The organism is Actinopolymorpha sp. B17G11, assembly GCF_040196095.1.
GTDB lineage: Bacteria > Actinomycetota > Actinomycetes > Propionibacteriales > Actinopolymorphaceae > Thermasporomyces.
This window is the reverse complement of record NZ_JBEFTW010000030.1, coordinates 17348-44170: the sequence shown is the minus strand read 5'-3', so window position 1 is coordinate 44170 and position 26823 is coordinate 17348. Positions and strand designations below refer to the sequence as shown.

Annotated in this window: 22 protein-coding genes; 17 read left to right on the top strand and 5 right to left on the bottom strand. The window is 68.7% G+C overall.

All coding sequences use genetic code 11. The features are described 5' to 3' along the window. Positions 1-147: 147 nt before the first annotated feature. From ABN028_RS25925 to ABN028_RS25900, 6 genes are all read left to right on the top strand, one after another. Positions 148-1383: a branched-chain amino acid ABC transporter substrate-binding protein gene (locus tag ABN028_RS25925; RefSeq protein ID WP_349698418.1), complete on the top strand. Its 1236-nt coding sequence runs from the start codon at positions 148-150 to the stop codon at positions 1381-1383. A gap of 101 nt (positions 1384-1484) precedes the next feature. Beyond that, entirely contained in the window at positions 1485-2495 is a 1011-nt protein-coding gene (locus ABN028_RS25920; protein WP_349689165.1) for a branched-chain amino acid ABC transporter permease, read from the top strand. Beyond that, the gene (locus ABN028_RS25915; protein WP_349328043.1) at positions 2492-3637 is read left to right on the top strand and encodes a branched-chain amino acid ABC transporter permease; all 1146 of its coding nucleotides are present in this window, start codon (positions 2492-2494) and stop codon (positions 3635-3637) included. Before ABN028_RS25920 ends, ABN028_RS25915 begins: the two co-directional genes overlap by 4 nt. Continuing rightward, positions 3634-4599 carry an ABC transporter ATP-binding protein gene (locus tag ABN028_RS25910; protein ID WP_349328044.1) on the top strand — a complete coding sequence of 322 codons (966 nt, stop codon included), beginning with the start codon at positions 3634-3636 and terminating at the stop codon, positions 4597-4599. The genes ABN028_RS25915 and ABN028_RS25910 overlap by 4 nt, the downstream gene beginning before the upstream one ends. Next, entirely contained in the window at positions 4586-5299 is a 714-nt protein-coding gene (locus ABN028_RS25905; RefSeq protein WP_349328045.1) for an ABC transporter ATP-binding protein, read from the top strand. Before ABN028_RS25910 ends, ABN028_RS25905 begins: the two co-directional genes overlap by 14 nt. Before the next feature lie 117 nt (positions 5300-5416). Continuing rightward, positions 5417-5971, top strand: coding sequence for a GNAT family N-acetyltransferase (locus ABN028_RS25900; protein ID WP_349328046.1), 555 nt, complete (start codon positions 5417-5419; stop codon positions 5969-5971). Positions 5972-6031: 60 nt separating this feature from the next. On the opposite strand, the gene ABN028_RS25895 is transcribed toward ABN028_RS25900, so the two are convergent. Then, positions 6032-6778, bottom strand: coding sequence for a DUF554 domain-containing protein (locus ABN028_RS25895; RefSeq protein WP_349698417.1), 747 nt, complete (start codon positions 6776-6778; stop codon positions 6032-6034). A 360-nt stretch (positions 6779-7138) separates the two neighbouring features. Between ABN028_RS25895 and ileS the strand changes: the two genes are divergently transcribed. After that, positions 7139-10291: an isoleucine--tRNA ligase gene (gene ileS, locus ABN028_RS25890; RefSeq protein ID WP_349698416.1), complete on the top strand. Its 3153-nt coding sequence runs from the start codon at positions 7139-7141 to the stop codon at positions 10289-10291. 137 nt (positions 10292-10428) lie between these two features. On the opposite strand, the gene ABN028_RS25885 is transcribed toward ileS, so the two are convergent. Continuing rightward, the gene (locus ABN028_RS25885) at positions 10429-10836 is read right to left on the bottom strand and encodes a PaaI family thioesterase (protein ID WP_349698415.1); all 408 of its coding nucleotides are present in this window, start codon (positions 10834-10836) and stop codon (positions 10429-10431) included. A 70-nt stretch (positions 10837-10906) separates the two neighbouring features. On the opposite strand from ABN028_RS25885, the gene polA reads away from it, so the two are divergent. After that, complete coding sequence (gene polA / locus ABN028_RS25880; protein WP_502879215.1) at positions 10907-13645, top strand: DNA polymerase I; 2739 nt, start codon at positions 10907-10909, stop codon at positions 13643-13645. Between the two features lie 116 nt (positions 13646-13761). Here polA and ABN028_RS25875 read toward each other — a convergent pair whose 3' ends face one another. Continuing rightward, positions 13762-14589, bottom strand: coding sequence for a class I SAM-dependent methyltransferase (locus ABN028_RS25875; RefSeq protein ID WP_349698414.1), 828 nt, complete (start codon positions 14587-14589; stop codon positions 13762-13764). A 40-nt stretch (positions 14590-14629) separates the two neighbouring features. On the opposite strand from ABN028_RS25875, the gene ABN028_RS25870 reads away from it, so the two are divergent. From ABN028_RS25870 to rpsA, 3 genes are all read left to right on the top strand, one after another. Continuing rightward, positions 14630-15949 (top strand): M18 family aminopeptidase, encoded by a 1320-nt coding sequence (locus ABN028_RS25870; protein WP_349328051.1) that lies wholly within the window; start codon positions 14630-14632, stop codon positions 15947-15949. Positions 15950-15951: 2 nt separating this feature from the next. After that, a complete protein-coding gene (locus tag ABN028_RS25865) occupies positions 15952-17082 on the top strand; it encodes a phosphotransferase family protein (RefSeq protein WP_349698413.1) in 1131 nt (376 codons plus the stop codon). A 293-nt stretch (positions 17083-17375) separates the two neighbouring features. Then, positions 17376-18875 carry a 30S ribosomal protein S1 gene (gene rpsA, locus ABN028_RS25860; protein WP_349328053.1) on the top strand — a complete coding sequence of 500 codons (1500 nt, stop codon included), beginning with the start codon at positions 17376-17378 and terminating at the stop codon, positions 18873-18875. A 90-nt stretch (positions 18876-18965) separates the two neighbouring features. On the opposite strand, the gene ABN028_RS25855 is transcribed toward rpsA, so the two are convergent. Beyond that, on the bottom strand, positions 18966-19343 hold the full coding sequence (locus ABN028_RS25855) for a hypothetical protein (RefSeq protein WP_349328054.1): 378 nt from the start codon (positions 19341-19343) through the stop codon (positions 18966-18968). 289 nt (positions 19344-19632) lie between these two features. Between ABN028_RS25855 and ABN028_RS25850 the strand changes: the two genes are divergently transcribed. The 6 genes from ABN028_RS25850 (at position 19633) to ABN028_RS25825 (ending at position 26406) form a co-directional block, all read left to right on the top strand. Then, a complete protein-coding gene (locus ABN028_RS25850; protein ID WP_349328055.1) occupies positions 19633-20202 on the top strand; it encodes a hypothetical protein in 570 nt (189 codons plus the stop codon). Between the two features lie 41 nt (positions 20203-20243). Then, positions 20244-20867, top strand: a complete 624-nt coding sequence (gene coaE / locus ABN028_RS25845) for a dephospho-CoA kinase (RefSeq protein ID WP_349698412.1) — start codon at positions 20244-20246, stop codon at positions 20865-20867. 63 nt (positions 20868-20930) lie between these two features. Then, entirely contained in the window at positions 20931-23039 is a 2109-nt protein-coding gene (uvrB, locus tag ABN028_RS25840; protein ID WP_349698411.1) for an excinuclease ABC subunit UvrB, read from the top strand. A 269-nt stretch (positions 23040-23308) separates the two neighbouring features. Then, on the top strand, positions 23309-24112 hold the full coding sequence (locus ABN028_RS25835) for an inositol monophosphatase family protein (RefSeq protein WP_349328058.1): 804 nt from the start codon (positions 23309-23311) through the stop codon (positions 24110-24112). Positions 24113-24230: 118 nt separating this feature from the next. After that, complete coding sequence (locus tag ABN028_RS25830; protein ID WP_349698410.1) at positions 24231-24365, top strand: hypothetical protein; 135 nt, start codon at positions 24231-24233, stop codon at positions 24363-24365. 34 nt (positions 24366-24399) lie between these two features. After that, complete coding sequence (locus tag ABN028_RS25825) at positions 24400-26406, top strand: hypothetical protein (protein ID WP_349698409.1); 2007 nt, start codon at positions 24400-24402, stop codon at positions 26404-26406. Positions 26407-26442: 36 nt separating this feature from the next. Here the strand turns inward: ABN028_RS25825 and ABN028_RS25820 are convergent, their stop codons facing one another. Then, positions 26443-26793 (bottom strand): hypothetical protein, encoded by a 351-nt coding sequence (locus ABN028_RS25820; RefSeq protein WP_349698408.1) that lies wholly within the window; start codon positions 26791-26793, stop codon positions 26443-26445. Between the last annotated feature and the right edge of the window lie 30 nt (positions 26794-26823).

Below are 26823 nucleotides of genomic sequence, written 5' to 3'. Positions count from 1 at the left end.
GAACACCTTTGAGACCGGCGTCCCCCCGGTGGCGGGACTTGTCGTGCCGGCTCGGTCCGCAGTAGGTTCCGGCACCGGTCGGCAGGCGCCTGTCACATGACGTGACTGCCGCGACACCATGACGTGTGGGTGGCTATGGAGGTATTCGTGTACAAAGCACGACTGGTGCGGGCCGTGGCGTTGGCAGCGGTGGTTTCGCTGAGCCTCGCTTCGTGCGCGCAGAACACAGGCGGGTCCAACAGTGAAACCGAGTCCGACAGCGCGCCGGGCCGGGTCGCAGTCAAGCCCGACGCTGCCCCGCCGATCCCCACGGGCGCTGTCCTGCCCGCCGGCGACGGGCAGGGCAAATGTGCAAAGGGCACGTCGATCGCCTACATCGGCACGATCGCCGGTGCCAGCGCGGCCCTTGGCCTCAACATCCTGCACGGCGTACGCCTTGCGGTGAAGGAGCACAACGAGGCCAACCCTGGTTGCCAGGTGAAGTTGAAGGAGTTCGACTCGGAGGGCAGTCCTGACAAGGCCCCTGGTGTCGTCACCCAGGCCATCAACGACCCGACGATCCTTGGTGTGATCGGTCTGCCGTTCTCCGGTGAGTCGAAGGCCGTCGGCAAGGCGTTCAATGATGCCGGGCTGGTGACGGTCAGCCCGTCGGCGACCAACCCCGGGCTTTCGACGAACGGTTGGAAGACGTTCTACCGAGGGCTCGGAAACGACGCGTCGCAGGCACCGGCCGTTGCGACGTTCATCTCCGACACCCTCAAGGCCAAGAAGGTCTGTGTCGTCCGTGACGACTCCGAGTACGGCATCGGGCTCGCCGACCTGACGACCGAGGCGCTGGGCAGCAAGGTCGCCTGCGAGCCGAAGATCAAGACCGGCCAGAAGGAGTTCTCCGCGGTCGTGGGCGAGATCACCTCCGCTGCCCCGGACGCGGTCTTCTTCTCGGGCTACTACCCCGAGGCGTCACCGTTCGTCCAGCAGCTGCGGGACGGCGGTTTCGAGGGGTCGGTCGTCGCGCCTGACGGTGTTCGCGATGACGAGTTCGTCAAGAACGCCGGTGACGCCGCCGAGGGCGTCTACCTCAGCTGCCCGTGCCTGCCCTCTGCGGGATTCGAGGAGTTCTCCGAGAACTTCAAGGCACTGTCGGACAGGGATCCCTCGACCTACTCGCCCGAGGGTTACGACGCGACCACGATCCTTCTGCAGGCGCTGGACCAGGGCGCCGAGGACCGCGCGGCAGTGCTCGACTTCGTGAAGAACTACGAAGGCCAGGGACTGACCAAGCAGTTCAAGTGGGACGAAACAGGTGAGCTCACCGAAACGCCGATCTGGATGTACGAGGTCAGGGACGGCGAGATTGCCCACCTGAAGGACCTGAGCAAGTAAGTCCGGCGACGGGACGGGGCGCGGCAAGCCCGAGTTGACCTCGGTGCTCCGCGCCCCACCCACGTCGCCGCCGACTTCGACCACAACGGACGGACGTCTGCGTGACACTCCACCTTGCGACCGGCCTCATCCAGGCCAGCGGCGGTTGGGTCGACTTCAACACCGACCTGCTGATCGACCGGTTCTGGGCAAACACGATCGACGGTCTCGCCTACGGCAGCATCTACGCGTTGGTGGCCATCGGGTACACGCTCGTCTACGGCGTCCTGAAGCTGATCAACTTCGCGCACTCGGAGGTCTTCATCGTCGGCGCCTTCGCGGCGTACACGACATTCGTGTTCCTCGGGTACGAACCGGGGCCGACGATCGACAGCGGGCTCGGGCCGCTGATCGTCAACCTCGCCTTGGCAGGGCTGGTGGCGATGATCTGTGCGGGCGTGATCGCGCTGGTGCTCGAGCGCGTGGCCTATCGGCCATTACGACGGCGGAACGCACCCCGGCTCGTGTTCCTCATCACCGCGATCGGCGCGTCGTTCGCCATCCAGCAGATCTTCCTCATCTGGCGGGGCGGCAACCCGGAGCCGGCGATTCGGTTGCTCGCTCCCGAGGCGGTGTTCGAGTTCGGGACCACGCGGATCACCCAGATCCAGATCATCGTCTTCGTGGCCGCTATCGCGCTGCTGGTCTTCGCCGACCAGTTCATCAACCGCACCCGGCTCGGGCGCGGCATCCGGGCCGTCGCGCAGGACCCCGACACCGCCGCGTTGATGGGCGTTAACAAAGAGCGCGTCATCATGCTGACGTTCATTCTCGGCGGGGTTCTCGCCGGCGCTGCCGCGCTCTTCTACATCATGCAGATTCCCCAGGGTGTGTTGTACAACGGTGGCTTCCTCCTGGGAATCAAGGCGTTCACGGCCGCGGTCCTCGGCGGCATCGGCAATCTCCGGGGAGCCCTCGTCGGCGGTCTCCTGCTCGGCGTGGTGGAAAACTACGGCCAGTCGTTCTTCGGTGGTGAGTGGCGAGACGTCGTGGCGTTCGTCCTGCTCATCGGCATCCTGATGGTCCGGCCCACCGGCATCCTCGGTGAGTCGCTCGGAAGGGCGCGGGTATGACCGGCCGGTGGGTCGCGACCGACCGCGTGCCGTTCGGTCAGCGGGTCCGGGACCGGTGGAACTCGCTCAGCCGGGCCCAGCACTGGGTGCTGATCATCCCGCTCCTCGTCCTGGTCTATCTGCTTCCGGTCCTCAACGTCTTCCCGTTGACGACGGAACCGTGGACCGACTACGAGCTCGCGTTGTTCAACGCGGCTCGCTTCGGGCTGATCGCGCTCGGGCTCAACATCGTGCTCGGACAGGCCGGGCTGCTGGATCTCGGTTACGTCGGATTCTTCGCCATCGGTGCGTACGTCGCGGCGATCATGACAAGCCCCGACTCGTTCCTCACCAACCCCGAATACTCGTGGATGGTCGTGGTCCCGGTGGCCATGATCATCACGATGATCTCCGGCGTCGTCATCGGCACTCCCACCTTGCGGTTACGTGGCGACTACCTCGCGATCGTCACCCTGGGCTTCGGTGAGATGGTGCGCCTCCTCGCCGACAACGTCGAACCGCTGCGGGGAAACCGGGGCTTCCAGGAGGTCGGACGCCCTCCAGGCACTTATGCCGACGGGTCGCCGATCTTCACCCAGACCGACGGCAAGCCGTGGTACTGGCTCACGGTGACGTTCATCATCGTGATCCTCCTGCTGGTCGGAAATCTCGAACGCAGCCGGGTCGGTCGTGCCTGGGTCGCGATCCGTGAGGACGAGGACGCCGCCGAACTGATGGGCGTGCCCACGTTCAAGTTCAAGGTGTGGGCGTTCGTCATGGGCGCAGCGGTCGGAGGGCTCTCCGGCGTTCTGTACGCGGGACAGATCGGGTTCGTCAACAACCAACGCTTCGACGTGGTGACGTCCATCCTCTTCGTCGCGGCCGTCGTTCTCGGCGGATCGGGCAACAAGGTCGGAGTCCTGCTGGGTGCGCTCGTGATCTCGTATGTGCCCGACCGGCTCCAGCTGGCACCGGAGTACCGCTTCCTGATGTTCGGTATCGCCCTCATCGTCCTCATGGTCTTCCGCCCGCAGGGCCTCATGGGCGCGCGACAGCGGCTGCTCGCCCGCGGCCGGCAGGCGTACGTACGGCTGGTCGGCCGTCCTGAGCAGGCCGGGACCGAAAGCGCCCTCACCGACTCCGGCAAGGGGGTGAACGCATGAGTGGTCGGCCAGAGGAAAGTGCGTCCGTCAGCGACGACCGCACCGCGGTGGACCCGGTGACGACGCCGCCCGCCGGCGAAGGGCTGTCGGTCGAGGTCCGCGAGATGACCGCGGCCGAACGCGCCGAGCACTTCGCCGAGGTGGCCGAAGCCGTCGCACCCGACCGGGAGATCGACGTCGAGGTCGGTGGGACGCTGCTCGAGCTCCGGGACGTGAGCCTGCGGTTCGGTGGCCTGGTGGCGCTCGACTCGGTGTCGTTCGCGATCAAGCGTGGCGAGATTCTCGGTCTCATCGGCCCCAACGGTGCCGGCAAGACCTCCTGCTTCAACGCCATGACCGGTGTCTACCGGCCGACTTCGGGCGAGATCCAGCTGGAGGGAAGGCCACTCGGTCGTACCAAGCGGCACCAGATAACGCGGCGGGGCATCGCCAGGACGTTCCAGAACATCCGGCTCTTCGAAGGTATGACGGCGTTGGAGAACGTCGTCGTCGGCACCGACGCGCGGCACCGCACGAGCGTGTCGGGCGCGCTGTGCAGGTTCCCCCGGCACTGGCGGGAGGAGCGGGAGGGTGTCGAACGCGCCATGGCGCTCCTGGAGTTCGTGGGGATCGCAGACCGGGCGGCTGACCGGGCGCGGAACCTGCCGTACGGCTACCAGCGCCGGCTGGAGATCGCCCGGGCACTCGCCACCGAGCCGAAGCTGCTCTGCCTCGACGAGCCGGCGGCCGGCTTCAACCCGGCGGAGAAGGACCAGTTGATGGACCTCATCCGCCGGATCCGCGACGACGGCTACACCGTCCTGCTGATCGACCACGACATGCGGGTCGTGATGGGCGTGACCGACCGGATCGTGGTGCTGGAGTTCGGCAAGAAGATCGCCGACGGTACCCCTGCCGAGGTCAGGGACGACCCGGCCGTCATCGCCGCCTATCTGGGGGTTGTCGACGATGCCACTGCTTGAGGTCGACGGGATCTCCGTCCACTACGGCCGGATCGAGGCGTTGCGCGACGTCTCCTTGACGGTGGACGAGGGCGAGATCGTCACCTTGATCGGCGCCAACGGCGCCGGCAAGACGACGACGATGAAGGCAATCTCCGGCCTGCTCCCCCTCACGCGCGGGACCGTCCGCTTCGACGGTGACGACATCTCCAGGCTCCGGGCGGACCTGCGGGTCGTCCGAGGCATCTGCCAGGCGCCGGAAGGGCGAGGGGTGTTTCCCGGCATGACGGTCCGGGAGAACCTCGAGATGGGGTGCTACACCCGTAAGGACCGCCAGGGCATCGCCGAGGACTTCGCGCGCGTGTTCGAGCTGTTCCCGCGGTTGGCCGAGCGTTCCTCCCAGGTGGGAGGAACTCTGTCCGGAGGCGAGCAGCAGATGGTCGCGATCGGCCGGGCGCTGATGGCGCGGCCTCGACTGCTGCTTCTCGACGAACCCTCGATGGGGCTGGCCCCCCAGTTCATCCAGCAGATCTTCCAGATCATCACCGAGATCAACAACCAGGGCACGACCGTCCTGCTGGTCGAACAGAATGCCCACCAGGCGTTGAGCCGCGCACATCGTGGGTACGTCCTCGAGACCGGCCTGGTGACCAGGACCAGCACCGGCACCGAACTGCTCGCCGACCCCGCGGTCAAGGAGGCCTACCTCGGCATGGCCTGAGCGGCCGCGTAGCTCGAACGGGCTAGTCCTGCCACGGTGGCCGGCAAGGCTGCCGCGGACGAGAGCAGGGCGGCCGAACTCCACCTGAAGCGGGGCGGGAGCCGGAACACTGTACGTATGGAGTGTCAGACCGAGCGGTTGCTCATCCGGGACTTCGATGCGGGCGACCGCGCGGCTGTCAGCCAGTGGCGCTCCGACCCCGAGGTCATGCGTTATCTCGACCAGCCGCTCGGTCGTGATCCGGACGCCTGGTTCGATGCGGTCCTGCGTTTCACCGCACAGGACCCGCGTGGGTCGCATGACGCCGCGATCGTTCTTCGCGCCACCGGTGTGGTGATCGGCTGGATCGGCATCGGACGCACGATCGATCCAGGCGCGGGCGATCTGGTCGTGGGATACGCACTCGGGCGCGCGTGGTGGGGCAAGGGGTACATGACCGAGGCGCTCGCCGCGGTTCTGGCGTACGGCTTCACCATCCTCGGCGCGCGGACGATCTCCGCGCAGTACTACGTCGCCAACCCGAAATCGGCGAGGGTCATGGAGAAGGCCGGTATGCAGCCCGCAGGTCAGGCGACCTCGGCCAATCCGGCGCTCGGCGCGAGCGAGCGGTACGTCGCGCGCCGGGGGACCTGGCGGCGACCTGACGACGAGGATTCGGCGACTCCCGCGTAACCGGCACCAGCCCAAGATCGTCGGTCATCACCGTGGGCCATGACGCCCGGCGGAGCCCCGTCAGCGCACCCACACCACGACGGCGGTGACGAGCGGGGCGGCGACCAGGGCGGGGAGGAGGTCGCCGACCGGCAGCTGCTTGATCCGCAGGAGGCGCAGCGCGACGCCCACCAGAAGCAGCCCTCCGGTCGCCGTGAGCGCCGAGATCTGAGCCTCGCTGAGGAACTCGCCGGCGGCGGCGCCCACCAGCGTGAGCCCGCCCTGGATGACGAGGACCGCGAGGGCGGACGCCGCGACTCCCCACCCGAACGACGTCGCGAACGCGATGGCGGCGAAGCCGTCCAGGGCCGCCTTGAGGGCGAGCTGGTCCGACCCGCGACCGAGGCCGTCGGAGATCGACCCGAGCACGGTGAGCGGGCCGACGCAGAACACCAGCGACGCCGACACGAACCCCTCGACGAACCGACGCCGCTCGGCCGAGTCCGACCCGGCGGAGAGCCGGCGCTGGAGCACGTGGCCGAGGCCTTCGAGCCTGGTCTCCAGGCGCAGGAGCGACCCCAAGACGCCGCACAGCACCAGCGAGGTGAGGATGATCAGGATCGGTGCACTGTCGCCGACCGCCGCGATCAACGCCCGGTCGCGCACCGCGAACGCCGCGAATGCCGCGATCAGCAGCGTGACAAGGCCCAGGGCGTCGGTCACCACGTCCCGCGTGCGCTGCGGCAGCCGGTGGCCGAGCAGGACACCGAGGGTCGCGCCCACCAGGACCGTGACGACGTTGAGGAGCGTCCCGAAGCCAGGAAACACGCCCGGAGACTACCCGGGCCAAACTGGGGCGACTGATCCAGGACCGGGTGGTTACCCTTGGGCGTACAGGCACCGACCCGGCCATCACCGGCGAGCCTTTCGGAAGAACGGGATTCCCCTGGTCGTGGCACCTTCGTCATGACCATCCGGACAGCACGGATGGGGATCCTCACTAGACCCGGACGGGTCCGGCCCGTCACAGCCGGCCAACGAGCGGGTCCGACCGCGCGCCCTTCACGGGTGGGCACCGGGCCAAGCGAGGTGGTACCGCGGGCGGTCACCCATCGGGGGTTTCCTCGCTCGTCCTCGCACCAGATTCCGCAGGACAGCCTGCGATGGTGAGGCGAGGACGAGGCGACGATGTATCCGCGACACCGCGACGATGCGGCAACCCCGGCCCCGGACGCGTCCGGTACGACGTTGCCGGCGACGCCGTCCTTCCCTGAGCTCGAGCGCGAGGTGCTGGAGTACTGGGAGGCGGACAAGACCTTCCAGGCGAGCATCGACCAGCGGGATCCGGGCCCGAACGGCTCCAACGAGTTCGTGTTCTACGACGGTCCGCCGTTCGCGAACGGGCTGCCGCACTACGGCCACCTGCTGACGGGCTACGTCAAGGATCTTGTGCCGCGCTACCAGACGATGCGCGGACGCCGGGTCGAACGCCGGTTCGGGTGGGACTGTCACGGTCTCCCCGCCGAGGTGGAAGCCGAGCGCGAGTTGGGCATCTCGACCAAGCGGGAGATCGTCGACCTCGGGGTCGAGCGGTTCAACGCCGCGTGCCGGACCTCGGTCCTGCGCTACACGTCGGAGTGGGAGCGCTACGTGACCCGGCAGGCGCGCTGGGTCGACTTTGCCGGCGACTACAAGACGCTCGACGCTTCGTACATGGAAAGCGTCCTGTGGGCGTTCAAGACGTTGTACGACAAAGGCCTGATCTACGAGGGTTTCCGCGTCCTGCCGTACTGCTGGCGCTGCGAGACGCCGCTGTCGAACACCGAGACCCGGATGGATGACGTCTACCGCGACCGGCACGACCCCGCCGTCACGGTCGCGTTCGAGGTGGAGACGGGGGAGCGGCTCCTGGTCTGGACGACCACTCCGTGGACGCTGCCGTCCAACCTGGCGGTCGCCGTCGGACCGGACATCGACTACGCCGTGGTGGAGTCCGACGGGGTGCGCTATGTGCTGGCGGAGTCCCGGTTGGCGGCCTACGACAACGAACTCGGCGACGCGGCACGCGTCGGCACCCTGCGCGGGTCGGAGCTCGTCGGCCGCCGTTACACGCCATTGTTCGACTTCCTGGCCGACACGCCGAACGCCTTCCAGGTGCTCGGTGCCGAGTTCGTCTCGACCGAGGACGGTACCGGTGTCGTCCACCTCGCACCGGCGTACGGCGAGGAGGACCAAGCCGCCTGCGACCTGGCCGACATCCCCACCGTGGTGACGGTCGACGACCACACGCGGTTCACCTCGGTGGTCCCGAGCTACGAAGGCCTGCAGGTGTTCGAGGCCAACCAGCCGATCGTCCGCGACCTGAAGCAGCGCGGCGTGCTGCTGCGCCACGACACCTACACCCACAGCTATCCGCACTGCTGGCGCTGTGACACGCCGCTGGTCTACAAGGCGGTGTCGAGCTGGTTCGTCGAGGTGACGCGGTTCCGCGACCGGATGATCGAGCTGAACCAGCAGATCGACTGGACGCCCGCGCACGTGAAGGACGGTTCGTTCGGCACCTGGTTGGCGGGCGCCCGCGACTGGTCGATCAGCCGCAACCGCTTCTGGGGCTCGCCGATCCCGGTGTGGAAGTCCGACGACCCTGCCTACCCACGCGTGGACGTCTACGGTTCGCTCGCCGAACTGGAGCAGGACTTTGGTGTCCGCGTGACCGACCTGCACCGGCCGTTCGTCGACGAGCTCACGCGGCCGAACCCCGACGACCCGACCGGACGCTCGACGATGCGCCGCGTGCCCGAGGTGCTGGACTGCTGGTTCGAGTCGGGGTCGATGTCGTTCGCCCAGGTGCACTACCCGTTCGAGAACGCCGACTGGTTCGAGGACCACTATCCGGGCGACTTCATCGTGGAGTACGTCCCGCAGACCCGCGGGTGGTTCTACACCCTGCACGTCCTCGCGACGGCACTCTTCGACCGGCCGGCGTTCCGGCACTGTGTCGTGCACGGGATCCTGCAGGGCGACGACGGGCGGAAGCTGTCGAAGAGCCTGCGCAACTATCCGGACGTCCACGAGGTTTTCGACCGGTACGGCGCCGACGCCATGCGGTGGGCGCTCCTGTCCTCGCCGGTGCTCCGCGGCGGCGACGCGATCGTGGCCGACTCGGCGTTCCGCGAGGCCGTACGTCAGGCGATCAACCCGTTGTGGAATGCCTATTACTTCTTCACGCTGTACGCCAACGCAGAGGGCGTCGTCGCCCGGTCGCGTACCGACTCGCCGCACGTCCTCGACCGGTACGTTCTGGCGAAGCTCCACGACACTGTCGCCGCGACGACGAGAGCGTTGGATGCGTACGACATCTCGGGTGCCTACGCCGAGGTGCGCGCGTTCCTCGACGTCCTGACCAACTGGTACGTCCGGCGGTCGCGGGAGCGCTTCTGGTCGGGTGACCGGGATGCGTTCGACATCCTCTCCACCGTGCTGGAGGTGTTGTGCCGGCTGGCGGCTCCGTTGCTGCCGATGGTGGCCGAGGAGGTCTGGCGCGGTCTCACGGGGGAGCGGTCGGTGCATCTGACGGACTGGCCGGAGGCCGACGACCTACCGGCCGACCCTGGGCTGGTCGCCTCGATGGATGCCGTACGCCACGTCTGTTCGGCGGCGCTCGCCCTGCGCAAGGCGAAAGGGCTGCGGGTCCGGCTGCCGCTCGCTTCGCTGACGGTGGCGGCGCCCGATGCCGCCGCCCTGGAGCCGTTCGCCGACCTGATCCGCTCCGAGGTCAACGTCAAGGCCGTCGTCCTCGAATCCGATGACGCGGCGCACTGTGAACGTGTCCTCTCCGTGGTGCCGCGGGCCCTGGGGCCGCGTCTCGGCAAGGACGTCCAGCGGGTGATCCGCGCCGTCAAGTCCGGTGACTGGTCGATGTCGGAGGCCGGCGTCGTCGCGGGAGGCGTGGCTCTGCGAGAGGGGGAGTACGAGCTCCGGCTGGTGCCGTCCGATCCCGAATCGTCCGCGGCGTTGCCCGGCGACGCCGGCGTGGTCGTGCTCGACACCGAGGTGACTCCCGACCTCACCGCCGAAGGGGTGGCGCGGGACGTGATCAGGGTCGTTCAGCAGGCCCGCCGGGCCGCTGGCCTCGACGTCTCCGACCGGATCCGTCTCGTGGTGGACTCACCCGACTCGGGTGTACGCACGGCGGTCGAGGCGCACCGCGACCTCGTGACGGGCGAGACGCTCGCGACGGAGCTGGAGTTCGGCGACGTACCCGGCGACGTGGAGGCCTCTGCGGTCGGCGACCAGTCCCCGGTCCGCGTCTCCGTCCACCGCGTCCTCCCGTGTTCATGATCGTGATCATGAACGGTTTCCGGTTCCATAGCCCGAATTTCCTTCATGGTCATGGAACGGGCTCCCATATCGGGAGGAGCAACCGGCCCTCCCAGTCGTAGGAACTGGGCCTCAGGCCAGGCCGAGGCAACCGAGCATCAGGCCGGGCGGAGGTGACAGGTGAGGCGGACCGTGCAGACCCGGCGGTCCGCCTCGTCGGAGATCACCACCTCGTACGTCACGATCGTGCTGCCTCGATGGACCGGTGTCGCGACGCCGTGGACGACACCGGACCGGACGGCGCGGTGATGGGTCGCGTTGAGGTCGACGCCGACCGCCACCTTGTCCGGCCAGGCGTACATCGTTGCCGCGAGCGACGCGAGCCCTTCGGCCAGTGCGCAGGAGGCGCCACCGTGGAGGAGCCCGAAGGGTTGGGTGTTGCCTTCCACCGGCATCGTCCCGGTACACCGGTCAGGGCCTGCCTCGACCACCTCGATGCCCAGCCGCTCGTGCAGAGGTGCCAGGGGGATGTCCGCGAGATCGAGCGCTTTGCCCGGATCCGTCATGCCCGCTCCTTCGTCGTCTGCTGCCACGCCTTGTCCGGCAGTGTCGGTGTCTGAGACTAGAGTCGCCTGCGTGGTTGTTGACGAAGCCTCCAACACTGATCAGCTCAGCACCGACACACCCGACGCCGGTCAGGCCGATGCTCCGCGCCTGCTGCTGCTCGACGGCCATTCCCTGGCCTACCGCGCGTGGTTCGCGTTGCCGCCGGAAAACTTCTCGACTGCGACCGGGCAGACCACGAACGCGGTCTACGGCTTCACCTCGATGCTCATCAACATGATCCGCGACGAACAGCCGACCCACATCGCGGTGGCGTTCGACGTCGGGCGCAAGACGTTCCGGGCGGAGACCTTCGCCGAATACAAGGCCAACCGGCAGAAGACTCCCGACGAGTTCCGGAGCCAGCTCTCGCTGATCAAGGATGTCCTCGAGGCGCTCCGGATCCCACACCTGGAGTCGGAGGGGTACGAAGCCGACGACATCATCGCGACGCTCGGCATCCGAGGTGTCGAGCTCGGCTATGACGTTCTCGTCTGTTCGGGCGACCGGGACACCTTCCAGCTCGTGTCGGACCGGCTCACGGTGATCTACCCGACCAGAGGTGTGTCCGAGGTGGCCCGCATCACCCCGGCGGAGGTCGAGCGGCGCTATTCCATCCCGCCCGAGCGTTATCCCGACCTGGCAGCCCTGGTCGGCGAGACCAGCGACAACCTGCCCGGAATCCCGGGGGTGGGGCCCAAGACGGCGGCGAAGTGGCTCAACCAGTACGGCTCACTCGATGACCTCGTCACCCATGTGGAGGAGGTCAAGGGCAAGGCCGGCGAGTCGTTGCGTACGCACCTGGGACAAGTGCTGCAGAACCGACAGCTCAACGAACTCGTCCGCGACCTGACCCTGCCGCTCCAGCCGGTCGACCTGGTGATGCAGCCGTGGGACAGGGACGCCGTGCACCAGGTGTTCGACGCGCTGGAGTTCCGGGTGCTGCGTGACCGTCTCTTCGCGACCCTGCAGGCACCCGAGCCGGAGGCGGAGGAGGGGTTCGACGTCGCCGGCCAGAAGCTCGAGCCCGGCCAGCTGACCGGCTGGCTAGAGGAGCACGCGACCGGCGACGTCCGCACCGGCCTGCACGTCCAGGGGAGCTGGGGACGCGGCACCGGCGATGTCGCTGGGGTGGCCCTCGCGTCCTCCGACGGTACGGCGGCCTGGGTGGAGCCGGGTGAGCTCACGCCCGAGGACGACAAGGCCCTGGCCGACTGGCTGGGCGACGCCCGCCACGAGAAGGCGCTGCACGACGCCAAGGGCCCGATGCTCGCGTTGGCCGCGCGTGGGTGGGAGCTGCGCGGCGTCACCAGCGACACCGCGCTCTCGGCCTATCTCGTCCGCCCCGACCAGCGGTCCTACGACCTGGCCGACCTGACGCTGCGCTACCTGCGGCGCGAGCTGCGCTCGGAGGAGCCCGACAGCGGCCAGCTCAGCCTCGAGGGCGTCGACGAGGGCGGCGGTGTCGCGGACACGGCGATGGTGGCCGCCCGGGCGGTGATCGACCTCGCGGCCGCGCTCGACGACGACCTCGACGAGCGCGGTGGCGCCCGACTGCTGCGCGAGGTGGAGCTGCCCCTCGTCGACGTCCTCGCGCGCGTCGAGCAGGCTGGGATCTGCGTCGACGTGGAGCGGCTGTCGGGCCTCGAGGCACATTTCGCCGGGCAGGTGAAGCAGGCCGCCGACGATGCCTACCGGGTGATCGACGAGGAGATCAACCTGGGCTCACCGAAGCAGCTGCAGGTCGTGCTGTTCGAGAAGCTCGGCATGCCCAAGACCAAGCGCACCAAGACCGGCTACACGACCGACGCCGAGGCTCTGCAACAGCTCTACGCCCAGACCGAGCACCCGTTCCTGGCCCATCTGTTGGCCCACCGGGACGCGTCGAGGCTGCGTTCGACCGTCGAGGGTCTGCTCAAGACGGTGAGCGATGACGGACGGATCCACACGACGTTCAACCAGACCATCGCGGCGACGGGGCGACTGTCGTCGATGGATCCCAACCTTCAGAACATCCCGATCCGCACCGAGGAGGGCCGCCGGATCCGGGAGGCGTTCATCGTCGGCGTCGGCTACGAGTCCCTGCTCACCGCCGACTACAGCCAGATCGAGATGCGGATCATGGCCCACCTGTCGGCAGATGATGGCCTGATCGAGGCGTTCCACTCCGGCGAGGACTTCCATGCCGCGACCGCGTCGCGAGTGTTCAGCGTGCCGGCTGCCGAGGTCACCCAGGAGATGCGGGCGAAGATCAAGGCGATGAACTACGGCCTCGCCTATGGTCTCTCCGCCTACGGCCTGTCCCAGCAGCTCCGCATCGAAACTGCCGAGGCGCGCGAGCTGATGGACGAATACTTCGAGCGCTTCGGCGGCGTACGCGACTACCTGCAGGGTGTGGTCGCCGCCGCCCGCAAGACCGGCTACACCGAGACGATGCTCGGCCGGCGCCGCTATCTCCCGGACCTCACCAGCGACAACCGCCAGCGGCGCGAGATGGCCGAACGCATGGCGCTGAACGCACCTATCCAGGGATCCGCGGCCGACATCATCAAGGTCGCGATGCTCGGCGTCGACAGGGCGCTGCGGGAGGAGAAGCTGCGGTCGCGGATGCTGCTCCAGGTCCACGACGAGCTGGTCCTGGAAGTGGCGCCCAGCGAGCGTGACCAGGTGGCAGAACTACTCCGCCGCGAGATGGGTGGCGCAGCCGAGCTGACCGTTCCGCTCGACGTGTCCGTCGGTGAGGGCCGCACCTGGCACGAAGCCGGCCACTGACCTCGCCTGCTCTGCCGACGACGTTGAGGTGCCGCCCGCGGGCAACATCTGCTCGGCCCTTGGCTGGCTCGCTGTGCCGCCCCGCCCAGGCTAGACGGAATGCCTCTGCATACCGTCTAGCCGCGGTTGACGCAGCTGAGGATCAGCGTTCCCGGGATGAGCCGGCCGCGTAGGGGACTCCAGCCGCCCCAGGTCCGCTCGTGGCCGTCCGGCCACTCCGGCTCGACGAGATCGGTGAGGACGAAGCCCGCAGAGGTCAGCGCTCGGACCCAGTCGCCCAGTGTCCGGTGATGTTCGACGTAGGTGAGAGCGCCTCGCTCGTCGGTCTCGGCGTACGGCGTTCGGTCGAAGTAGGACTGCCGCACCACCAACCCGCGCGGGCCCGGGTCGTCGGGGAACGCCCACCGGACGGGATGGCTCACGCTGAAGACCCACCGCCCACCCCGCCGCACCACCCGCGCCACCTCGCCCATGACAGCGTCGACGTCCGCGACGAACGGCAGTGCGCCGTACGCCGAGCAGGCGAGGTCGAAGCTCGCGTCCGCGAACGGCAGGGCGCCCGCGTCGCCGCACACCGCTGGCACCCCCACGCCGGTCACCTCGTCGAGTCGTCGAGAGTGCTGCAACTGGCGCCACGACAGGTCCACCCCCACCGCGACAGCGCCCTGCGTACGCAACCACCGTGCACACTGCCCGGCACCACAGCCGACTTCGAGCACGCCACGGCCGTGGACGTCACCGAGCAGCCGGGCGTCGGCTTCGTCGAGGCCTTCCGGTCCCCAGACAAAGCCGGAATCTCCCAAGAAGTCCCCGTGCTCGCTCTGGTACCCGTCGGCACTGGCGTCCCACCAACCGCGATTGGCATGGACGCTTGCTGCGGGCGCGTACGGATCACTCGCCCGATCGCCCGCCATCTCGCCCGCCGGCTCACCGGGTCCAGGCACGATGCGCCTCCTGTCACGTCAGGCTTCTAGGATGCTCGACATGACCGCCGCCCGAGCCGATGACCAGTCTGTCGACCCGTTCTTCCACGCCGACGACCTGTGCACGTTCGTCGACGCGGCCCCTTCGCCTTACCACGCATGTGCCGAGGTGGCCGACCGCCTGGAGGCTGTCGGTTTCACCGCGCTGGACGAGACGGCCCGTTGGCCCCGCGAACCCGGGCGCTTCTACACGCTCCGGGCGGGTTCCCTGGTGGCCTGGAGCACAGAGTCCGCACACGGCCCCGGCACATCGTTCCGCATCGTCGGGGCTCACACCGACAGTCCCAACCTGCGGATCAAACCGCACCCGGACACCAGCCGGGCGGGCTGGCAGCTCCTTGCCGCCGAGCCCTACGGCGGCCCGCTGCTCAACTCCTGGCTCGACCGCGACCTGGGCCTGTCTGGACGGGTGTCGGTCCGTACGCCCGAAGGGGTCGCCGAGCACCTGCTCAAGGTCGATCGACCGATCGTCCGGGTTCCCCAGCTGGCGATCCATCTCGATCGGGAGATCCGCGAGACCGGTGTCCGGCTCAACCCCCAGCAGCATCTCTTCCCCGTCTGGGGTGTCGGCACCTCTCCGGGTGACTTCGCCGGCTTCGTGGCGGAGGAGTTGAAGGTCGAGACCTCCGACGTCCTCGGCTGGGAGCTCATGACCCACGACCTGGCTCCGAGCCGTCGGATCGGGCGGGACGGCGATCTTGTGAGCGCGCCACGCCTCGACAATCTGGGCACGACCTACGCCGGCCTCCAGGCGTTGCTGCGGGCCGTCCAGGCACCGGCCGAGGGCAGCGTCCCCGTTCTCGTCCTCTTCGACCACGAGGAGGTCGGCAGCGTCTCCGACCGGGGTGCCGCCTCGACCCTGCTGCCGGCCGTGCTCGAACGGATCGTGCTCGCGGCCGGCGGCGACCGGGAGGACCTGCTCCGAGCGCTCGCCGGCTCGATCTGCGCGTCCGGTGACATGGCCCATGCGACCCACCCGAACTATCCCGAACGTCACGAGCCCCAGCACCCGATCCGGATCAACGCCGGGCCGGTGCTCAAGGTCAACGTCAATCTGCGGTACGCCACGGACGCCCGCGGCACCGGGGCGTTCGTCCACGCGTGCGAGCAGGCCGGCGTACCGCTGCAACGCTTCGTCAACCGTGCGGACCTCCCCTGCGGCTCCACGGTCGGTCCGATGACCGCGGCCGGCGTCGGCGTCACCACGGTCGACGTGGGTGCACCCCAGCTGGCGATGCACTCGGCGCGGGAGATGTGCGGCGCGGCGGATCCGGGTATGTACGTTGATGCACTCGCCGCGTTCCTGACCCCGGCGAACTGACGATGGTGGCCGACGAGACCTCGGCTCACGCCCCTGACCAGGGGGAGATCCCCAGCCCTGGTCCCGGTCGCAGCCCCAGCCCCGGTCGCAGCCCCAGCCCCGGTCGCAGCCCCAGCCCCGGTCGCAGCCCCAGCCCCGGTCGCAGCCCCAGCCCCGGTCGCAGCCCCAGCCCCGGTCACGGCCCCGGTCGCAGCCCCGGACTCACGCCGCCGCCTGGACCCCTGCTCAGCGCGGCCCGCGACCTCCTCGGTGTAGATGCCCGACCGCTCTCCGGTGGCTACAGCGGGGAGACTTTCCTGGTGGGGGCACCGGGGGAGGAGGCGGTACTCCGTCTGTACGTCCGAAACCCGGACCGGGCCGTGGTCGACGCCGCTCTCCACTCCCTCCTGCGTGACCTGATCCCGGTGCCGCGCATCCTCGAGATGCGTACGCAGGGGCCCGCTCCGGCATTCCTGCTGACGGAGCGACTACCCGGCGAACGCATGGATCTCTGGCTCGCCGAAGCGCCTCGGGCCAAGCGCCGGGCGGCGGGCGAGAGCGCCGGCCGTCTCCTCGCGCGCCTGGTCGGCATTCCGTTCCTGCGGTCCGGGCAGTTCGTGGGGGCCGATCTGGCGGTCCAGCCGTGGCCGACCAGCGGTGCTGGCCTCGAAGACTGGGTGGAGGCGCACCGCGGCCGCGGTGCTTTTGCCCAGTGGTCGGACGATGACTTGGCGGGGCTGCTCGAAGTCGCCCGGTACGCCCAGGATCTGCTCGACGCCGCGCCTGACCGGGCGTGCCTTGCCCACAGTGACGTCAACCCGAAGAACCTGCTCGTCGACCCCACGTCCGGGGAGATCACCGGGCTCGTCGACTGGGAGTACGCACACAGCGGATCGCCCTACACCGACGTCGGCAACCTGTTGAGGTTCGAGACCGACGAGGCGTTCTGCACGGCCGTCGTCGCCACCTTCGCCGCTCTGGCTCCTGCCGTCTCGCCGCAGTTCGTCGAGCTCGGCCGGGCGGTCGATCTCCTCGCCCTGGTCGACCTGGCCGCCCGGGATGGGGGAACTCCCGTCGTCGATCAGGCGTGCCGGCTTCTGCGCGAGATGAGCCGATACCGTAACCTTGCCGCTGGCCGTCCGACATGGCGCTGAAACAGCCGCATCGAAGACTCGAAAGAGCACGCCCGGAGGGAACCCAGCCGGGCTTCACTGCGTTGATCTTTGCCCGTTACGCGGGGTTGCGTTGACCCTGATCACAGGGCCCCCGTATCCTGACATGAGCGTTGTGGGCCTGTGCGACCTCGGACGGAGCAGGCTCGCGCTCTTACCTGTCGAAATCACCCGGTTCCGGCGCCAGGCAGCGACGAGGACTCTATCGGCAGTTTGATCCAAGGGTCCACGCGCGCAGGAGACGACGACCACGCCATATCGGAGCCACCATCCAGATGACGAGCAGCATCGAGGCCCCGCTGAACGACACAGCACCGGCCCAGCAGGAGACGCCGCAGGTAGCGGTGAACGACGTGGGTTCGGAGGAGGCCTTCCTCGCCGCGATCGACGAGACAATCAAGTACTTCAATGACGGTGACATTGTCGAAGGCACCGTCGTCAAAGTCGACCGGGACGAGGTCCTGCTCGACATCGGCTACAAGACCGAGGGCGTGATACCGGCTCGCGAGCTGTCGATCAAGCACGACGTCGACCCGAGCGACGTGGTGAAGGTCGGCGACCCAGTCGAGGCGCTGGTCCTGCAGAAGGAGGACAAGGAAGGCCGGCTGATCCTGTCCAAGAAGCGCGCGCAGTACGAACGCGCCTGGGGCACGATCGAGCAGATCAAGGAGGAGGACGGCGTCGTCACCGGCACCGTCATCGAGGTCGTCAAGGGCGGTCTCATCCTCGACATCGGTCTGCGCGGCTTCCTGCCGGCCTCTCTCGTCGAGATGCGGCGGGTGCGCGACCTGCAGCCCTACGTCGGGCGGGAGCTCGAAGCCAAGATCATCGAGCTGGACAAGAACCGCAACAACGTCGTCCTGTCCCGGCGCGCGTGGCTCGAGCAGACCCAGAGCGAGGTCCGGCAGAACTTCCTGCACCAGCTGCAGAAGGGCCAGATCCGCAAGGGCGTCGTGTCGAGCATCGTCAACTTCGGCGCGTTCGTCGACCTCGGCGGTGTCGACGGCCTGGTGCACGTCTCCGAGCTGTCGTGGAAGCACATCGACCACCCGAGCGAGGTCGTCGAGGTCGGTCAGGAGGTCACCGTCGAGGTGCTCGACGTCGACCTTGACCGCGAGCGGGTGTCCCTGTCGCTGAAGTCGACGCAGGAAGACCCGTGGCAGCAGTTCGCGCGGATGCACCAGATCGGCCAGATCGTGCCGGGCAAGGTCACCAAGCTGGTGCCGTTCGGCGCGTTCGTCCGGGTCGACGACGGCATCGAGGGCCTGGTCCACATCTCCGAGCTGGCCGAGCGGCACGTGGAGATCCCGGAGCAGGTCGTCCAGGTCGGCAACGACGTCATGGTCAAGATCATCGACATCGACCTGGAGCGGCGCCGGATCTCGCTGTCGCTCAAGCAGGCCAACGAGGGTGCCGAGGCGATCGGGGAGCACTTCGACCCGACGCTCTACGGCATGGCTGCCGAGTACGACGACCAGGGCAACTACAAGTACCCCGACGGCTTCGACTCCGAGACGGGTGAGTGGCTCGAAGGTTTCGAGCAGCAGCGCGACCAGTGGGAGCGGGAGTACGCGGAGGCCCACCAGCGCTGGGAAGCTCACAAAAAGCAGATCGAGGCGGCCCAGCAGGCCGAGTTGGACGAGGGCGGCGAGGAGTCGTCGGCGGCCGCACCGTCGTCCTACGCCTCCAGCGAGCCCGCCAAGCCGGCGGAGGGCACGCTCGCGTCCGACGAGGCGCTGGCAGCACTCCGGGAGAAGCTCACCGGCCAGGGCTAGGACCACCTGCTGGGACCCGCAGGGGACTCGCACGCCGAGAAGGCCCCGTCCGCGAGGACGGGGCCTTCTCAGCGTTATGAGCGTGGCGGGTCAGCGCCGGCGGCGGCTCGCCAGGCCGCCCAGGGCGAAGATCAGGTTGATGGACACGATCGCCCCCCAGATCAACAGGACCAGGGCGACACTCGTATCGGCGGCGATCGCGGTGAGTGGGATCGACATGACGATCGACACGATCGCGAGCGCGAGCGCCTGACCAGAACGCAGCGAGGCGGCCTTCGCGAGGGCCTTCTCGTGTGCACCGGCGTCGCCGACTCGCTTCGCCACTTCGTCGGCGACCCGCGCCTCGATGGCCTTGTCGATGCGTTCGACGAAGGACTCGACGATCGCGGGCTCGTACTCCGCGCCAAGGTCACGGCGGGTCTGCAGCGCGGCCTCGGCCTCGTCGCGCGGGATCTCCACGTCAGCCATGGATCTCGTTATACATCGCGATGCGTACTTCCCGCGAGGTCGCAGGCAGATGTCAGGGGTCCGACAAGGACCGCCCGACCCACCGGCCGGACCGTGCCCTGCGGCTCTGGACGATTGATGGCGAGCCGTCCGGAATTCGGTGGGAACCGCCGTATCTGCTGGGGATTTCGCCGTACCGCCCGACCTGGCAGGGCCGGATGGCCACCTGCACAGCCGGAAAGGTCTCAATGCGGAGCACCACTTTGTCGCGCCCCTGTCCGGACGCTGTCTTGTCGGCGACACTGGGGGTGTGCACGAGCTCGGATGGCAACCAGCGGGCGTTGGGCTGTTCGTTCCCGGACGCCGGGACGACGCCTTGGTTGCCGAGGTGCGCGATGTGGTCACCCGGCTCGACGGGCTGCACGATCCGGTCGTACGCAGATGCTCGCCGATGACCTCTCTCGCCCTACTCGATGCCGACCCGATCGAGGTCGTCGTGGACGGCTCGGTGTTCGAGCGTCCCTACACCGACGAGAAGGTCGCCTACGAACTCGGCGACCGCCTGCGGGACCTGCTCATCGCGCTCGCGGTGACGCTGCGGCCGCTGTATGCCTCGGTCGTCCTCGAAGCTCCGTTCCTGTCGCCGAAGGATCTGCTGGTGACGCCTGAGCCCGACTTGTTCCTGGACGCCTGGTTCGACCTGTCCAGGCTGCATGTGGGGGTTGCTCAGGCCTACTCGGGCGCCCACGTCGAACAGGTCGGCGGTGGTCTCTACGTGTCGACCAGAGCGCCCTTCAATCCGGCGAGGTTCGACGAGCCCCTGGCGGTCAGCCTGGAGCGCGCCCGGCGGGCGATGGCCCAGGTCGTGGCGCACGGCTGAGCCCAGCCGAGCTCGGCCAGGTCGACCTGTCCTGATCACGGATGTCCGGTAGTCTCCGCGGCGTGCTGCGGGTGGGGCTGACCGGTGGGATCGGGTCGGGCAAGAGTGAAGTCGCCCGGGTGTGGGCGGGGCATGGCGCCCTCGTCGTCGACGCGGATCGGTTGGCCCGCGAGGTCGTCGAGGTGGGCACGGATGGGCTGGCGAGCGTCGTTCAGGAGTTCGGCGGCGGGGTCGTCCGTCCGGACGGCTCTCTTGATCGCGCGGCTCTTGGCGAGATCGTGTTCGCCGACGCCGAGGCACGTAGGCGCCTGGAAGCGATCGTGCACCCAAGGGTGCGGGCCCGGGCGGCCGACATCGAGGCGGCCGCGGACCGCGGGACCGTCGTCGTCCACGTCATCCCGCTCCTGGTGGAGACCGGGCAGGCCGACCGCTTCGACGTGGTGGTCGTGGTCGACGTGCCCGAGGACGTCCAGGTCGAACGCCTTCGCCAGACCCGCGGGATGACCGCCGGGGACGCCCGGTCCCGGATCGCCGCCCAGGCCGGCCGGGACGAACGCCTCGCCGCCGCCGACATCGTGATCGACAACGCCGGCGACCTGGATGATCTCCGTACGAAGGCCGACAGCGTGTGGGCGGAGCTGGAGAAGCGCGCCGCGTCAGCTTGACCGTGGCGGGCCTTCCCAGCCGGTGCGGGGCGCATTGTCGGAGGGGCGGGCTACGGTGGCTTCATGCGTCCGCTCAACGACATCAGGCGCAACGTCGCCCCCTTCAAGGTCGTCTCCGACTTCGCGCCCTCCGGCGACCAGCCCCAGGCGATCGAGGACATCGCCCGCCGGATCGAGGCCGGTGAGCGGGACGTCGTGCTGCTGGGCGCGACCGGCACGGGCAAGACCGCGACCATCGCCTGGGTGGTGGAGCAGCTCCAGCGTCCGGTTCTCGTGATGGAACCCAACAAGACGTTGGCCGCGCAGTTCACCAACGAGCTGAAGCACTTCTTTCCCGACAACGCGGTCGAATACTTCGTCTCCTACTACGACTACTACCAGCCGGAGGCCTACGTCCCGCAGTCCGACACCTACATCGAGAAGGACTCCTCGATCAACGATGAGGTCGAGCGGCTGCGGCACTCCGCCACCAACTCGCTGCTGACCCGGCGTGACACGATCGTCGTCGCCTCGGTCTCGTGCATCTACGGCCTCGGTTCGGCGGATGAGTACCTCGGCCAGATGACCACCCTGAAGGTCGGCCACGAGGTCGAGCGCGACAAGCTCCTGCGCCGGCTGGTCGAGATGCAGTACTCCCGCAACGACGCTTCCGGAGCACGCGGCACCTTCCGCGTCCGGGGCGACACCCTCGAGATCTTCCCGAAGTACGAAGAGATGGCCGTCCGGGTCGAGTTCTTCGGTGACGAGGTCGAGCGACTGTCGACGCTGCACCCGGTGACGGGCGAGATCCTCTCCGAGGACCAGGAAACCATGATCATGCCGGCGTCCCACTACGTTGCGGGTGCGGAGCGGATGGCCCGCGCGATCCGCGACATCGAGGTGGAGCTGGGCGAGCGGCTGCAGGAGCTGGAGCGGCAGGGCAAGCTGCTCGAGGCACAGCGGCTGCGGATGCGTACGACCTACGACATCGAGATGATGCAGCAGATCGGAACCTGTTCCGGCATCGAGAACTACTCGCGGCACATCGACGGCCGGGCCGCCGGATCGGCACCGCACTGCCTGCTCGACTACTTCCCCGAGGACTTCGTTCTCGTCATCGACGAGTCGCACGTGACAGTGCCGCAGATCGGGAGCATGTACGAAGGCGACATGTCCCGCAAGCGCACGCTGGTCGAGCACGGCTTCCGGCTGCCCTCGGCGATGGACAACCGCCCGCTGCGCTGGGAGGAGTTCCTCGAACGCATCGGGCAGACGGTCTACCTCTCCGCCACGCCGGGGCCGTACGAGATGGCGAAGGCCGACGGTGTTGCCGAACAGATCATCCGCCCCACGGGTCTCGTCGACCCGGAGGTCGTCATCAAGAACACCAAGGGACAGATCGACGACCTCATCCACGAGATCCGGCTCCGCGAGGCGAAGTCCGAGCGTGTCCTGGTCACCACCCTCACCAAGAAGATGGCCGAGGACCTCACCGACTACCTCCTGGAGCAGGGCATCCGGGTGCGTTACCTGCACAGCGAGGTCGACACGCTGCGTCGGGTGGAGCTGCTGCGCGAGCTCCGGATGGGGGAGTACGACGTCCTGGTAGGCATCAACCTCCTCCGCGAGGGTCTCGACCTGCCGGAGGTGTCCCTGGTCGCGATCCTCGATGCCGACAAGGAGGGCTTCCTGCGTTCGGGCACGAGCCTGATCCAGACCATCGGCCGGGCAGCACGCAACGTCTCCGGCCAGGTGATCATGTACGCCGACTCGATCACCCCGTCGATGCAGAGCGCCATCGAGGAGACCAACCGGAGGCGGGCGAAGCAGGTTGCCTACAACACGGCCAACGGCGTCGATCCGACCCCGCTGCGCAAGCGGATCGCCGACATCACCGACATGCTGGCGCGCGAGGACGCCGACACCCAGAAACTCCTGGGCGGTGGCGGCCGGCAGCAGACCCGCGGCAAGGCACCGGTGCCCGAGCTGGCCAGCCCGGGGGAGGCGGGGCGCCACGCCCGCGACCTCGCCGCGATGCCGGCAGCGGATCTCGCCGACCTCATCCAGCAGCTCAACGACCAGATGCGGGTCGCGGCCGAGCAGCTGCAGTTCGAGATCGCGGCCCGGCTCCGCGACGAGATCAGCGAGCTGAAGCGCGAGTTGCGGGGAATGCACGAGGCCGGCGTGAAGTGAGATGACGCGCGACGAGCGCGGTAGCTCTCGCCCCGATGCGAGATGAGGCGGCTCGTCTCCACCGTGACGATCGCCCGCGACGACGGCTTCATCTGGGCGGGCCGGACACTGCCGGACCGGCGCACGGGCGGAACCGGACCGTGAAGACGACGGTCGGCAGACCGCTGGGAGGATTCGCATGACGGGGGCCGACGGCGATGCGATCATGGTCTCATCGCAACCCACACCTCCCATGGCAGGCACGAGCGAGCGGTAGGAGACGGACAGCCATGAGTGCACGCTCGTACGACAAGGAGAGTGCGACGGCACTCGAACTCGCCGAATGGGCCAGCCAGCGGATCGTCCGCGGCCGCCCGACCGCGGTGACGACGAAGGCGCACGACGCCGACCTCGTGACGGAAACCGACCGCGAGATCGAACGCCATGTCCGGGCGGTGATCGAGGCCCGGTTCCCCGACCATGCCGTCGTCGGCGAGGAGTACGGCGGCGAGCCCGCGGACGGCGGAGGCCCGACGTGGTACGTCGACCCGGTGGACGGCACCACCAACTACGCCAGTGGCCTGCCGTGGTGTTCGTTCAGTCTCGCGTTGGCCGACGGTGCCGGACCGGTCGTTGGTGTCGTCGCGGATCCGTTCCGGAACGAGGTCTTCAGCGCGACCCGGGGCGGACCCGCCACCTGCAACGGTGTTCCCCTTCGCTGCCGGGACGTGTCCAGCCTGGCAGGCGAGGTCGTGGTCACGGAGTGGGCGTCCTACCGCCCGTGGCCCGGCATGGACGTCATGCTCGAGCGGCTGTCCGCGCAGCACTGCACGACCCGCATCATGGGCTCCTCGGCCCTCTCCCTGGTGAGTGTCGCGGCGGGGCGGGCGGCGGCAGGGGTGATCGGTGAGTTCCACCCGATCGACGTCCTCGCCGCGGTCTTCATCGCGGCGCGGGCCGGTGCCGTCGTACGTGCGGAGGACGGCAGTGCCACGTTGTTTCCGGCCACCGGTGGCATCGCGGTCGCCGCACCAGGTGTGGCGACCGCGATGTGGAACGCGTGGGTGCCGGCTACGGCCGCACGATCTTGTTGAGAGATCGAGGTCGTTGGGCGAGCATTGACGCGTCAGCGTCGACACGGTGCCGCCCGCGGTAGGTCGCGTGCGTTCCTGCGGTGCCGCCCTCGCATTCGCAGACGAACGGTGGGTCGAGATGAGCTTTCCTGGCGTTGCGGGTCCGGCGGCGCTCCACACCTGCGGAGGTGGCACGAGCCGACGCAGCCCGCTGAAGGCGTTCGCCGCGAGCGAGGGCTGGTACGACGACACGGTCGTCCCGGCCCTCGGCTAGGGGCGGGTCGGTCCGGGTCGTGGGGCGAGCAGGCATGTCATCCGCTTCATCCGCATTGGTGGTCGGCGAGTTCCTTGGGGGACTGCGCGACGACGGGCCGGCCGAGACGCTGCCGGAGGCGACGGCATACGTCGCTGTCGACGTCGGCGACGGGCTCAGCTATCGCGTCGAGCCAGGGTCACTCGACGCGTCGGCGTACCTCACGGCCGACCTGCTGCTGGACGGAGTCCACCTCGCCGTCTTCCAGCTGACCCTGCGCGAGGGCGGGCACGGGCCGGTCTTCGTCGTGAGCTTCGGCCTGCTCAACCAGTGCGCCGCCCGGATGCGGATCCCGCTTTCGGCTGCCGACCAGAAACAGTGGCTCCTCGGCCGCGAAGGCGCCTGGCTCAAGCCCTTGTGCTGGGGCGACGCCGTTGACGTCGCCCGGGTCGACCGGATCGAGCTGACCGTGCACCGTAAGGGGCCCGGCCCGGTGCGCTGGTCGATGTCGCCGCTGTGCATGGCGCCGGACGCGCCGCCTCTGCTCGACAAGCCGTTGCTGCCTCGCGGCCCGCTGCTCGACGAACTCGGTCAGAGCACCCTGCACGACTGGCCGTCGAAGACCCGCAGTGTCGCCGAGGCGAGCGGTCGGCTCCGCCGGCAGCTGGCCGCCGCCGGGGAGGCGCGCTGGCCTGCGGGCTACTCCTCGTGGGGCGGGTGCGCGGAGGGCCGCCGCGCGGCCACCGGCTACTTTCGGGCCGAGCACGACGGGCGGCGGTGGTGGCTGGTCGACCCCGACGGGCACCTCTTCTGGTCCAGTGGGCCCAACTGCGTGCAAGGCGTCATTGACAGTACGTGTACCGGCCTCGAGGCGGCACTCGAGTGGACGCCGCACCGCGCCGGCCCTTATGCGGATGCGATTCGTACGGGCCGGAACGGCTCCCTGGTCGTCAACTATCTGGGGACGAACCTGATCCGCGCGTTCGGGGCGGGTGGCTGGTGGTCGGCATGGTCCGAGCTCGCACTCGCGACCCTGCGGCGGGCCGGGTTCAACACGGTGGCGAACTGGTCGGACTGGGAGATCGCGCGGGCCGCCGGCTTCCCGTACGTACGACCCCTCCAGCCGACGTGGCGACGGACGCCGACCGTCTACCGCGACTTCCCCGACGTCTTCCATCCGGGGTTCGCGACCGACGCGGAGACCTTTGCCGAGCAGCTGCGCGACACCGCGGACGACCCTGCGCTGATCGGCTACTTCCTCATGAACGAGCCGACCTGGGGCTTCGCGACCGAGACGCCGGCCGCCGGGATGGTACGAAGCCCCGGCAACTCGGCGACCCGACGGGAGCTCGTCGGTTGGCTCGCCGACCGGTACGGCGACGATGCCGGACTGTCCGCGAGTTGGGGAGGCAAGGAGAGCTTGACAGCGATCGGCGAGCGCCCCTGGTCGGGCGAGCTGACCACCGAGGCGGAGCAGGACCTCGCCGACTTCAGCGCAGTCATGGTGGCGAAGCTGTTCGACACGTTGAGCCGAGCCTGCCGGGCGGTCGACCCTCACCATCTGAACCTCGGCGCCCGTTACTACACGGTGCCGCCGGCCTGGGCGCTCGCGGGCATGGCGTCGTTCGACGTCTTCAGCATGAACTGCTACCGCGAGCGGGTGCCGGCGGCCGACCTCGCCAAGGTGAGCGACGCCCTCGAGCGCCCGATTCTCATCGGCGAGTGGCACTTCGGTGCCCTGGACGCAGGACTGCCGGCCAGCGGGATCGGCCATGTCCCCGACCAGGCTGCCCGGGGGCAGGCGTTCCGGCTCTATCTGGAGGACGCGGCGGCACAGCCGTGGTGCGTGGGCGCGCACTACTTCACGCTCTACGACCAGTCGGCGATGGGCCGTTTCGACGGCGAGAACTACAACATCGGCCTCGTCGACATCTGCCACCGGGAGTACGAACCCCTCGTGGCCGCGGCCCGGGAGAGCCACGCGGCGATGTATCCGGTCGCGCTTGGCCAGCGCGAGGCGTATGCGCGCGAGCCGGAGTACCTGCCGAAGCTCTTCCTCTGATCACGCCGACGACGCCTCTCACGCCGACGACGCCTCTCACGCCGACGACGCCTCACCGGGTCGCAGGGAGGCGGCCGGGTACCAGTTGGTCGCGCCGGTGGCGTCGAGGCTCGCCCGGCCGTACCAGCCGTCGGACTCGCGTACCCACCAGTCGAGCTGGGCCGGCCACCAGCGGCCGTCGACGAGGACCAGGATCGGCCTGGCCGGGTTGACCTTCCGCGAGACGGTGGCACCGGCCTCCTGCGGGGACTGGCCGGAGTTCATGGTGGCCGCCAACTCGGTCGCCTCGGGCTGGCCGAGGTCCTGCCGGCTGTGCCAACCATTGACCGCGGCGTCCCAGACGCCGTAACCCTCGGTTGTCTTGCGTACGGCGAACCGGTCGATCATGTGCTGTCCCTCTCGATCATGACCTGGGCA